Source organism: Bradyrhizobium sp. USDA 4472 (assembly GCF_054058595.1).
Window position 1 is genome coordinate 5,254,326 of the sequence record NZ_JBSSAM010000001.1, and the last position, 10,600, is coordinate 5,264,925.

The following is a 10,600-nucleotide window of genomic DNA, read 5'->3' on the forward strand; positions in this document are numbered from 1 at the left end:
GCGCGCGATGGCGGACGCGATTGCATCGGGGCCCAGACGGTGAGGGGGCGGATTGATGCAGAAATTGGCCTCGGCGATCTCACACCGCCGAGGCCACAATTGACCCAAGTAAGGCCGGAGCGCTGCCCATGATGTCGGCATATGGGCGAAGTTATAATGTTGAAATAGGCAGTACGGGAGATATTCGTCGGGAGTCGAGCGTTGCCGCGCTCACGTGGCGAGGTCATTCGGACATAGAGGTTCTGGCCGAGTCTGTTGCAAGCAGAGGAATAGCGGCGGCAACAAACGCGCTCAGCGGAATGTACACGAGGGCACTTGGGGACGCCGAAAGCGGGTGCTGCATCTCGTGCGCGACCGGCTTGGAATTGAACCCCTAAAGGTGTCCTCGACGCACGAAGGAGGGGAGTGCATGACGCAAGGGCACATCGCTGATGGCACAATGCGCTTCATACAATCCGACACCAAGACGCTCGTGTCGGACCACTATCGTTGTCCCGACGATCTTGCCGAATTCTTGGTCGCACGAGATCTTCCGCAGGTGCCGGGTTTTTTTCAGTTCGGATCTGGAACGGTCTGTTTTGGGCAATGCCATCTCAGCGTTTCGTCGACTTTGCCGGCGAGAACTCTTTCCGACGCTTATATGCACACAAGGGCGCAGGGTGATACGATTTTACTCCCTTTCGACCCGGTCCAGGTGGTGAATAACCTGCGCCTGGAACGGTATAGCGGCATACCCGCAGCGCGCAACGGTCCGCCCTGGGCTAGCAACATTGTAAGAAATCTGTACTACACGGCGCGCCCATTTATGTCCGTCGCGATACGTAAACACCTGCAATCCTGGTACTTGCGGGGTTGGGACAAAATTCCGTTTCCCTCCTGGCCGGTGGATATGACGGTCGAGGACATTCTGGAGCGGTTGCTGATTCTGGCGATGAAATCCCGAAATCTCGATCGCGTTCCGTTCATCTGGTTCTGGCCGGATGGCCACCAGAGTTGTGCGATGGTAACCCATGACGTCGAGACGCGCGCCGGCCTGAATTTTTGCCCGCAGCTCATGGATCTGAACGATTCATTCGGCATCAAATCCTCTTTCCAGCTTGTGCCGGAAGGGAGATACGCGCTGCCGCCCAAGGTTCTGGAGGATATGCGGCAGCGAGGGTTCGAAGTGAACGTCCATGACCTGAATCACGACGGTCATCTTTTTGACGACCATGCGGAGTTTCTGCGCCGGGCCGAACGGATCAAGCATTACGCGCGAGAATTCAAGGCTTCGGGCTTCCGCTCAGCGGTGCTGTACCGGAATGCGGACTGGTGCGATCTCCTCGGTTTCGCCTATGACATGTCAATCCCGAATGTGGCGCACCTTGACCCACAGCGTGGCGGGTGCTGCACCGTGTTTCCCTTCTTCATCGGTACAACCGTCGAACTGCCGGTGACCGCGACGCAGGACTATTCTTTGTTTCACGTCCTCAAGGATCATTCGACCCGGCTCTGGCAGGAGCAAATCGGCCGGATCCGTGCCAAGCACGGCCTGATGAGCTTCATCGTTCACCCCGATTACGTCATCGATCAGGACCCGCGAAAAGTCTACGTCGAGCTGCTCGCATACCTTTCCAAGCTACGCGCGATGGGCAAGCTCTGCGTCGCCTTGCCCGGTCAAATCGCTGAATGGTGGAAGGTCCGGAGTGAGTTGGCGCTCGTTAATGTGGAAGGCTCCTGGAGGATCATCGGTCAGGGGAGCGAACGAGCCAGGATTGCGTACGCGGTCCGGGTGAATGATCACCTTGTTTATGAGATGGACACCATTTCCGCCGGGACGCCCGTGCAAATTCTGGACGAGGGTCACGGTTGCCTGTGATCAAAGCGTGGGTGGGTGGACCGGCTCCATAGCGCCTGAGAAGATACCGTCACAACTCTGTCACCGACTTCAGAACCGAAAACTTGATCGAACTTAACAAGTTCTACGAAGAGGAAATCCCTCGAGCGGTGATGCTGTGCCTACGTCGAACGGGATACCTCGAAAGCAGATTTCCTCGGTTAGATCCGTGGTGGTAAATACCAGATCGTGCAGCACTGCCGATCCGATTGAACGGCTTGATGCCGCAACATGCCGGAAAAACTATGGTCCGGTGGTCTTGCGGGCTTCAGGTCGGCTGGGAAGCGTAAGCTATTACGGAAAATGTGACGTATAGGATGACGATCCTCGATGTAGCGATCATCGGCGCGGGCCCTTACGGACTCGCTGCAGGGGCACATCTGCGCACCGTTAAGGGCTTGGAGCTTCGCGTATTCGGTGAACCCATGTCGTTCTGGGATCAGAATATGCCCGTCGGCATGTTTCTCCGCTCGAATTGGACGGCTACGCAGATCGCCGATCCGAACGACGAGCTGACCCTGGAAGCGTACCAAGGGGCGCACGGCCTCAAGTTCGCCTTGCCAGTGCCGATCGAGCACTTCGTCGGCTATGGCCTTTGGTATCAACGTCAGGCGGTGCCTGACCTTGATCATCGGAAAGTCGCCCATCTCGAAGCGCATCCGAAAGGGTTCCGCCTCCTTTTGGACGACGGCGATGCACTTCTCGCCCGGCGCGTGGTGATCGCGGCTGGCATCGGTTCGTTCGCCTGGCGGCCCCCGGAGTTTCAGAGCCTGCCCAACGACCTGACTTCCCACTCTTCAGAGCACCGCGACTTCCAGAAGTTCGCCGGAAAGCGGCTGCTGATCGTCGGAGGCGGGCAGAGCGCCTTGGAATCGGGGGCATTGCTGCACGAAGGCGGCGCTGAGGTCGAGATCGTCGCACGTTCGCCTCGCATCCATTGGCTCGGCGGGAGGGCCTCCAAAACGTTGCACCACCGGCTTGGCAAGTTTACGCGAAACCTGCTGTACGCACCGACGGACGTCGGGCCGGCGGTGCTGAGCCAACTCGTGGCCCGTCCGCACTTGGTCAGGCAATTGCCGCGCGCGTTGCAGGACAAGCTCACAAAACGTGCCGTCCGGCCGGCCGGGGCTCGCTGGCTCGTGGACCGGCTCAAAAATACTCCGATCAGGCTCGGAGGGGCGGTTGTGGGGGTTACACCGCTTGCGGAAAAGGTGAAGGTTAAACTGGATGATCATAGCGAGCGCATCGTCGATCATATCCTGCTCGCTACCGGCTACCGGGTCGATGTGTCTAAGTACAAATTCCTTGCCCCAAGCCTCGTTCAATCCATCGACCGATTCAACGGCTACCCGCGGTTGAAGCCGGGGCTTGAAACGTCGGTCCCAGGCCTTCACATCATCGGCGCGCCGGCCCGCTGGAGTTTCGGCCCGCTCATGCAATTTGTCTCCGGCGCACGTTACGCATCTCACGCACTGGTCCGAGCTTCGCTGCAAGACCGCCTTGCTCCCGCTGAAACCGGACAACGTTGATGCTTGCCGCAAATCGCGAGTACCTGACCACGCGGCATGTGTCCGCCGGGTCCGCAAAAAAGCCGGTGGGCGCCCTCGTCATCGGAGGGGACTACCAGGGTCTGGGCATCGCGCGCAGCCTCGGACGCCACAACGTTCCCGTCTGCGTTATCGATGACGAAATCTCCATCGCCCGTTTTTCCCGCTACACCACCCATTCCGTCAAGGTATCGAGCCTGCGTGAAGAAAAAGAGACCGCAGATGTCATCCTGGACCTTGGCCATCGCCTGGACCTGAGAGGTTGGGTCGTTTATCCGACGCGGGACGAGACCGTTGCGGCGCTCTCGCGGTATCGGCCCGCGCTGGCCGAATTCTTTCGCCTGCCGACGCCGGCTTGGGAGACGGTCAAGTGGGTCTGGGATAAGCGGAACACGTATCGTCTGGCGAATGAGCTCGGGCTGGCGACGCCTGCGACTTGGTATGGGCGCAGCACGGGGGAGTTGCCGGACGTCACCGCCACCCCCCCGTTTGCCATCAAGCCGGCCATCAAAGAGCATTTCATCTACACAACCAAAGCAAAGGCGTGGCGCGCCGACAGCCACGCCGAATTACGAGAGCTCTTCGCGCGGGCGGCCGCTCAGGTCGGCCCGGAAGAAGTCATGGTTCAAGAGTTGATTCCTGGCGACGGCCGCCAGCAGTTTGCCTATTGCGCCTTTTTCAAAGACGGCCAGGCGATTGGAAGCATGGTCGTTCGACGACGCCGGCAGCACCCGCCCGAATTCGGGCGGGCCAGCACCTACGTTGAAACGATCGACTTTCCCGTGCTCGAGACCATGTCCGAACGCTTCCTGCGCGCCATCAACTACTACGGATTGGTGGAGCTGGAGTACAAATTGGATCCGCGCGACGGCAAGTACAAATTGCTCGACGTCAACGCGCGTACGTGGGGCTATCACAGCCTCGGCTCGGGTGCCGGCGTGGATTTTCCCTATCTTCTCTTTGCGGATCTGCTTGGATACCCGGTGAAACCCTGCCGCGGCCGGGCCGGCGTCAACTGGGTTCGCCTGATCACTGACGCACCGACGGCGGCCTTGGAAATCCTGCGAGGCCGGCAGGATTTCTGGGCTTACTTTCGCTCGCTACGACGAGCCGGCATTGAATCGGTATTCAGCCCAGAGGACCCGTTGCCCGCGATAGTAGAGCTGGGCCTGATTCCGTATTTGGCCATCAAGCGGGGCTTTTGACGTGCATCGGGTGAGCGAATTATCAGGTGGTAGCTATTTCCGGGAGGCCGTAAGGAGCAAGCTTCGATGATTGTTCTGCATGTTACGGGCGCGTACCCTACCGCACAGAATCCGTCTGCGGGCGTTTTTATCCGCACTCAAGTGGAGTCGCTGGCGAAGCTTGGGATTGATGTTGATGTTTGCCTGCTCAAGGGCACAGGCATTGGCAAATACATCAACGGTATTGCAGAAGTACGGAAGGCTTTGCGTTCGAGGCAGTACGATATCGTTCATGCGCATTACATGTACGCAGGCTGGACAGCCAGATTCGCCACTCACCTTCCACTCGTTGTGTCTTTTATGGGCAACGACGTATTTGGAGACTGCAATGAGCGGGGAGAATATCGACTCTCGAATCGAGTGTTGCACCGACTATTCTCCCGTTTATTGTCGTGTGCGACGGCTCACAATATTGCGAAGAGTGCCGGCCTTGCAAAATATCTTCGCGCCAAAACAACGTCCATCATTTCCAATGGGGTAGATCTCGATGTCTACCATCCCAGAGCGGTCGCCAAGCACGAACTGGGTCTAAAGGACGACGAGCAGCACGTCCTATTTGCAGGCAGGCCCTCAGCGGGTGGTTATAAGAGATACCCGCTCGCCGAGGCCGCTTTTGAGCTGGTTCGAAAATCCAATCCATCCGCCCAATTGGTCACTCTCGACAAGAGACCTCAAGAAGAAGTGGCGCGATTCCTGAACGCCGTCGATTGCTTGCTGCTTACGTCCGCTCACGAGGGTTCTCCGAACATCGTGAAGGAGGCTCTTGCCTGCAATCTCCCGATTGTTTCCGTCGACGTTGGCGACGTGGCCGAGCGAATTGAAGAATTAGAAGGATGTTACATCGTGTCTGACGAACCGACCTCTATCGCGGAAGCTGCAGAGAAGGTGCTGGTCCGTGGAAAGCGGCTTTCCGGCGGTTATGCCGCGGTTCAGGAACTTTCGCTTGCAAAGGTCGCAAGGCGAATACAATCTTTGTACGAGCGCGTTCTTTCGTGAAGCAGGCGAAGGCGCCGATGGCGATCGCTGGTCAACGGCACGCCGTCGCCAACGAATACCTCACCGCCGATAGTCGCGCCGGTGCTGGAATTGAAGAAACATTTTGGGAAACCTGCCATATGATAAGGTATTAACGAAGATCTCCGTGTATCCATCCGGTGAAGCTGGCAATGACCGACAAGTTTGTCCTCCGATAATTGTGCCCAGCACAATGTCGATCGGCGTGATAGCCCGCGCTGCACAGAGTGTTGCCGGGCGGCGGATCGCAGGCGCGGGTGAGATAATCGCTGAACCAGGCAATCTCGACCAGGCAATGCGAGAGTGTTTTCTGTCTTCCTGGTTTGTCGTTGACGAGACGATCGAGCACGCCAAAGGATTCCACCATGTGCGGCATCTGCGGGCAGTTTAACTTCGGCAGCGGTGCGCCCGCCAGCGCTTCCACCATCGCAGCGATGATGGGCACGATCATCCACCGCGGCCCCGACGACGCCGGCCAGCATTTGGACGGGAATCTCGGCTTGGGTTTCCGCCGGCTGGCGATCATCGATCTGTCACCCGCCGGCCACCAACCCATGTCTGACCAGGCCCAAACGGTGTGGGTGGTCTTCAACGGAGAGATCTACAACTATCAGCAGCTCCGCCAGGAGTTGCAGGGGCACGGCCACGTGTTTCGTTCCAACTGCGACACCGAGGTGATCGTGCACGGCTACAAGCAGTGGGGTGACGCCGTGCTGAACCGCTTCAACGGCATGTTCGGTCTCGCCATCTGGGACGTGAACAGGCGCCGGCTGCTTCTGGCGCGCGATCCGATGGGCATCAAGCCGATCTACTACGCGATCTCCAACGGATCGCTCGCTTTTGGTTCGGAGATCCGGCCGGTCCGCGTTGCTCTCGGCGAGCCGCCGGGCGTTGATCCCGAAGCCGTCGCTCTTTTTCTGCGCTATCGCTACACGCCGGCCCCGCGCACGATGTTCAGAGGCATCCAGAAGCTGGCCGCGGGTGAAAAACTCGTCGTCGAAAACGGCCAGGTGCACGTCTCGCGCTACTACCAGTTCGTCCCGGAGCCATTTGCCCCGCAGCCCCGCCCGGAGGAGGCGGCGGAAAAATTGATCGGGCTGTACAAGGCGGCCATGAAGCGGCATCTCACCAGCGACGTTCCGGTCGGACTGCTGCTCAGCGGCGGCCTGGATTCGGGCCTGCTGCTGGCGCTGATGAGCTTCTATGGCCGCGACTGGGACACGTTCAGCGTCGGGTATGGATCGTTGTTCGCCGATGATGAGCTCGAGGATGCCGTCAAAACGGCCCGGACCTACGGGGCCAGACACCACGCGGTTCACCTTACCCGGGAAACGTTTGAAGACGTGCTGCCCCGCATCGTGGACGTCCTCGAGGAACCGGTCGCCTCTTCCTCGATCGTGCCCATGTATTTCGTCTGCCAGCGAGCTCGTGAAAACGTGAAGGTGGCGCTGATCGGGCAGGGGCCGGATGAGCTGTTCGGCGGATATACCCGACACCTAGGCGTGCACCTTGGCGCCGCCTGGCGCGCGCTACCCGGCTGGTTGCGGACACCCAGTGCTGCACTCGCGCGCGCCCTCCCGCGAAACGATACGATCAAGCGTGGCGTTTACTCGCTGCACGAACCCGACCGGCTTCGTCGTTTCCAGCAGGTATTCTCCCTGATTTCGGACGACGCGATGCGCGGGCTTTTTCGCCCGGGGCTGATCGCTGATGACGAAGCTGCCGTGGCGTCCCGTTGCTGGGAGGAATACCGGCCGGCCTTCGAAAAGCTGGACGACCTGAACGCCTTTCAGTTGCTCGAGCTGCGCTCGTCGCTACCGGACGAGTTGCTCATGTATGGCGACAAGCTGTCTATGACGCATGCCCTCGAGGTTCGCGTACCCTATCTCGATCGCGAAGTGGTCGAGCATGTCCAGCAATTGGGCGCGTCCTTCAAGGTGCGTCATGGCGTTCGCAAGTGGCTTCATCGCGAAGTAAGCAAGCGGCTGTTGCCGTCGGAAATCATCCATCGCAAGAAGCGCGGATTTGCGGTGAATGTGGTGGATGGGTGGTTTCACCAATCCCTCGACGGACGGATCCGGCAATACCTGGCTGATCCGCAGTCACAGGTCTACGGGTTCTTGGAGCCGGCTGCAGTGCAATCCATGCTGCGCGACCATGCGGCAGGCCGTGGCGACCACCACAAGATACTCTTTAGCATCGTCGTGCTGGAGCAATGGCTCCGCAGCGTCCGTGGGACGCGACATACAGTTCCCGGGTCCCCAAGCGGGCACGCGCTGAAAATATCCTCGAGGGCGCGCGACGATTGCGACAGCAAGTATGGTGCGGAGTAATACTATGCGAACACCGATGATCTCGCGCGTTAGATCGAAGTTGGCCCTGCTCAACTATGAATTGAGGCGGTTGTATTTCGTTCACTTTTGGAAAATGGACATAAAAAAGGGGTCACGCATCTCGCTTAGCGCAAAGCTTGATAAGACAAATCCTTCTGGCATACACATTGGTACGAATACTGCGGTTGCCTTTCGATCTGCAATCCTTGCTCATGATTTCATAAACGGAAGGTACAAGGACGTTTATATTGGCGACAACTGCCTGATCGGAGCGGGTTCAGTAATAATGCCAGGAGTTCAAATCGGAAATAATTGCATTGTGTCACCAAATAGCGTCGTTTTGCAAAATGTCCCGGCGGGATCCATCGTGATGGGCAATCCAGCCAAAATCGTTCAGAAGAATATCATAACCGGCCCCTGGGGAACCCGACACTCAACGCAGGAAAGCCCCCGGGAAACATCTGTGGCGGTGACGGGCTGAGCGCGGCCGCCGCGTTCATACAATCGCGTTCTGAACGCTATCTCACCAGGCTAGCACCAAATGCCTAAATGGATCGGTCAAAACCCTGAAAGCGGTTGGTCGTTTTTCGCTGGCGTGCCTGAGGTGACATTGGTTGTCAGTCGCTCGATTGTTGCTGGTGTGTCGGAGCAGCGCGTGCTGATTGCACGTGGTTTTAGAACGAGCCTTACCCATCGCGCCGGTTGGACTTCGGTCGCAACGGCGCAGACTCCACGAGGGCGATTGGCGGCGCAGAACGTATTGAATTCAAATTCGAGCCGTAGACTGAAGGCTCTGCTCCTGCGCACGTAGGTTCGCCGGCGATTTGCGGCATGTTCTGGTTTTCGTAAAGAAAGAGCTGATCGACCAGCCCTCGCGGCCTAAAGAGGGTCGTGTCGGCCGATCGCGGGTGGCGCGGTGATCGTGCTTTTTCGGCGTAATCCGTTTGAGGGCATCCTGCCAATCGTCCGCGACCTCGCGATTGTGCTTGGGACGTCCTATACGAGAACTGGCCGTGTTCCCAGTGACCGAGGTAGACGCAATGGTTCTCTCAACGAACGTATCTGCGGCAGGTGATACAGCCGGCGCGGTCCTTATTATCGTTGAGAACCTGCCGGTGCCAGCCGATCGCCGGGTCTGGCCGCAGGCTACAGCGCTGCACCAGGCTGGTTACACCGTCTCGGTCATTTGCCCGAAAGGAAGGGGATATGACAAGGGATACGAGCAGATGGACGGTGTGCACATCTACCGCCATCCACGGGGTGTGGAAGGCTCGGGCGCGCTGACTTATCTTCTCGAATATACTGTCGCCCTTTTTTGGCAATTCGTTCTCTCGTTGAAGGTGTTGTACAGGCATGGATTCGATATTCTTCATGCATGTAATCCACCGGATTTGATCTTTTTGATTGCGATTTTCTACAAAGTCTTCTTTGGCAAGAAATTTCTGTTTGATCAGCATGATCCCGTGCCCGAACTTTATGAGGTCAAGTTCGGCCGCCAGGATTTCCTTTATCGTGTCCTGCTTCTGCTCGAACGCTGGACGTTTCGCTTGGCCGACGGGAGCCTCGCGACAAACCCTACCCTGAAGCGGCAGGCCGTGGAGCGAGGCGGCATGCCGCCAGACAGCGTGTGGATTGTCAGAAGCGTCCCCGAGCTTGGGCGCTTCAGTCGCGTCAAGCCCGAACTGTCGGTCAGGCGGAGCTGTCGATATCTCGTCGGCTATGTGGGAATGATGGCCGAGCAGGACGGTGTAGACCTCCTGGTCAAGGCGATGGAGCACATCGTCAGGCGCCTGCATCGAACGGATATCGCCTGTCTGATCATCGGCGACGGGCCGGAGGCCGGTCGGCTCAGGACGCTCGCAAGCGAGCTCGGGATTGCCGAGAATGTCGAATTTGCCGGGTACGTTTCGGGCGATCCGCTTCCCGCCATGCTGGCGGCTTGCGACATCGGTGTCGTTCCGGATCCGCCCAATGCCTGCAACGTGGTGATGTCGATGATCAAGGTCTTTGAATACATGGCCCTCGGGTTGCCTTTCGTCCTCTTCGACTTGGCGCAGGCGAGAAGTGATGCGGGCGACGCCGGCCTCGTGGTGGCAGAGCCGACGCCGCGGGCGCTCGGCGAAGGAATCGTGGCGCTGCTTGAGGACGAGGCCGGGCGCGAGCGAATGGGGAAGTACGGCAGGGAACGTGCCTACGGCGCATTTCAGTGGGAGCTCGAAAAACGTTCGCTCCTCGCTGCCTATACGGCGCTCTCGCCGAGGCGCGCACGTGCCGGGGCACCAGCCGATGTGAATCCTCACTGAGAGCGGAAGCAATGAGCCTGTGATGGCTCCGCTATGCCGCGCGGTGGAATTGCAACGACCACCTCGCTTCAAACAGATCGACCATCGACGCCACATTGCGTGGGTTGCCGCCTGCAGTTCATGCGCAAGGCGCTGGCGCATGCGGGCAAGAGCAGCGCCCAACAATGATGTGCTCGCCTACGCAACGTTTCCATCCCGGCGTGGGACCCAGCTGTACCTCTCCGACGGCGAAACAAGCTGATAGGTAAATTGAACGCGCGTGTCTTGAGCCAAGCAATTCAAT

The 10,600-nt window shown here is 58.6% G+C and carries 9 protein-coding genes and 1 pseudogene; 9 read left to right on the top strand and 1 reads right to left on the bottom strand.

What is annotated here, in order from left to right; all coding sequences use genetic code 11:
• Window positions 1-92 precede the first annotated feature (92 nt).
• The 6 genes and pseudogenes from ACVWZ4_RS24395 to ACVWZ4_RS24420 form a co-directional block, all read left to right on the top strand.
• Window positions 93-377: pseudogene (locus tag ACVWZ4_RS24395) on the top strand (hypothetical protein); the annotation flags it as partial.
• Between the two features lie 32 nt (window positions 378-409).
• Window positions 410-1,858, top strand: a complete 1,449-nt coding sequence (locus tag ACVWZ4_RS24400) for a hypothetical protein (protein WP_456741381.1) — start codon at window positions 410-412, stop codon at window positions 1,856-1,858.
• Between the two features lie 335 nt (window positions 1,859-2,193).
• Window positions 2,194-3,405, top strand: coding sequence for an FAD-dependent oxidoreductase (locus ACVWZ4_RS24405; protein ID WP_456735642.1), 1,212 nt, complete (start codon window positions 2,194-2,196; stop codon window positions 3,403-3,405).
• Complete coding sequence (locus ACVWZ4_RS24410; protein ID WP_456741384.1) at window positions 3,405-4,628, top strand: carboxylate--amine ligase; 1,224 nt, start codon at window positions 3,405-3,407, stop codon at window positions 4,626-4,628. Before ACVWZ4_RS24405 ends, ACVWZ4_RS24410 begins: the two co-directional genes overlap by 1 nt.
• A 66-nt stretch (window positions 4,629-4,694) precedes the next feature.
• Window positions 4,695-5,663: a glycosyltransferase gene (locus ACVWZ4_RS24415; RefSeq protein WP_456735640.1), complete on the top strand. Its 969-nt coding sequence runs from the start codon at window positions 4,695-4,697 to the stop codon at window positions 5,661-5,663.
• On the top strand, window positions 5,660-5,797 hold the full coding sequence (locus ACVWZ4_RS24420) for a hypothetical protein (RefSeq protein WP_456704468.1): 138 nt from the start codon (window positions 5,660-5,662) through the stop codon (window positions 5,795-5,797). The genes ACVWZ4_RS24415 and ACVWZ4_RS24420 overlap by 4 nt, the downstream gene beginning before the upstream one ends.
• On the opposite strand, the gene ACVWZ4_RS24425 is transcribed toward ACVWZ4_RS24420, so the two are convergent.
• On the bottom strand, window positions 5,794-6,132 hold the full coding sequence (locus ACVWZ4_RS24425; RefSeq protein WP_456705370.1) for a hypothetical protein: 339 nt from the start codon (window positions 6,130-6,132) through the stop codon (window positions 5,794-5,796). The two genes, ACVWZ4_RS24420 and ACVWZ4_RS24425, sit on opposite strands and share 4 nt — an antisense overlap.
• On the opposite strand from ACVWZ4_RS24425, the gene asnB reads away from it, so the two are divergent.
• From asnB to ACVWZ4_RS24440, 3 genes are all read left to right on the top strand, one after another.
• Window positions 6,047-8,014 (top strand): asparagine synthase (glutamine-hydrolyzing), encoded by a 1,968-nt coding sequence (gene asnB, locus ACVWZ4_RS24430; protein ID WP_456741385.1) that lies wholly within the window; start codon window positions 6,047-6,049, stop codon window positions 8,012-8,014. The genes ACVWZ4_RS24425 and asnB overlap by 86 nt on opposite strands.
• Window positions 8,015-8,054: 40 nt before the next feature.
• A complete protein-coding gene (locus ACVWZ4_RS24435; protein ID WP_456741386.1) occupies window positions 8,055-8,495 on the top strand; it encodes an acyltransferase in 441 nt (146 codons plus the stop codon).
• Between the two features lie 559 nt (window positions 8,496-9,054).
• Window positions 9,055-10,317: a glycosyltransferase family 4 protein gene (locus ACVWZ4_RS24440; RefSeq protein WP_456704465.1), complete on the top strand. Its 1,263-nt coding sequence runs from the start codon at window positions 9,055-9,057 to the stop codon at window positions 10,315-10,317.
• Window positions 10,318-10,600 lie beyond the last annotated feature (283 nt).

What these genes read in the sequence shown, in the direction of transcription:
- ACVWZ4_RS24400 (WP_456741381.1), top strand. Translation starts at nt 410, where the DNA reads ATGACGCAAGGGCACATCGCTGATGGCACAATGCGCTTCATACAATCC.
- ACVWZ4_RS24405 (WP_456735642.1), top strand. Translation starts at nt 2,194, where the DNA reads ATGACGATCCTCGATGTAGCGATCATCGGCGCGGGCCCTTACGGACTC.
- ACVWZ4_RS24410 (WP_456741384.1), top strand. Translation starts at nt 3,405, where the DNA reads ATGCTTGCCGCAAATCGCGAGTACCTGACCACGCGGCATGTGTCCGCC.
- ACVWZ4_RS24415 (WP_456735640.1), top strand. Translation starts at nt 4,695, where the DNA reads ATGATTGTTCTGCATGTTACGGGCGCGTACCCTACCGCACAGAATCCG.
- asnB (WP_456741385.1), top strand. Translation starts at nt 6,047, where the DNA reads ATGTGCGGCATCTGCGGGCAGTTTAACTTCGGCAGCGGTGCGCCCGCC.
- ACVWZ4_RS24425 (WP_456705370.1), bottom strand. Translation starts at nt 6,132, where the DNA reads ATGATCGTGCCCATCATCGCTGCGATGGTGGAAGCGCTGGCGGGCGCA.
- ACVWZ4_RS24440 (WP_456704465.1), top strand. Translation starts at nt 9,055, where the DNA reads ATGGTTCTCTCAACGAACGTATCTGCGGCAGGTGATACAGCCGGCGCG.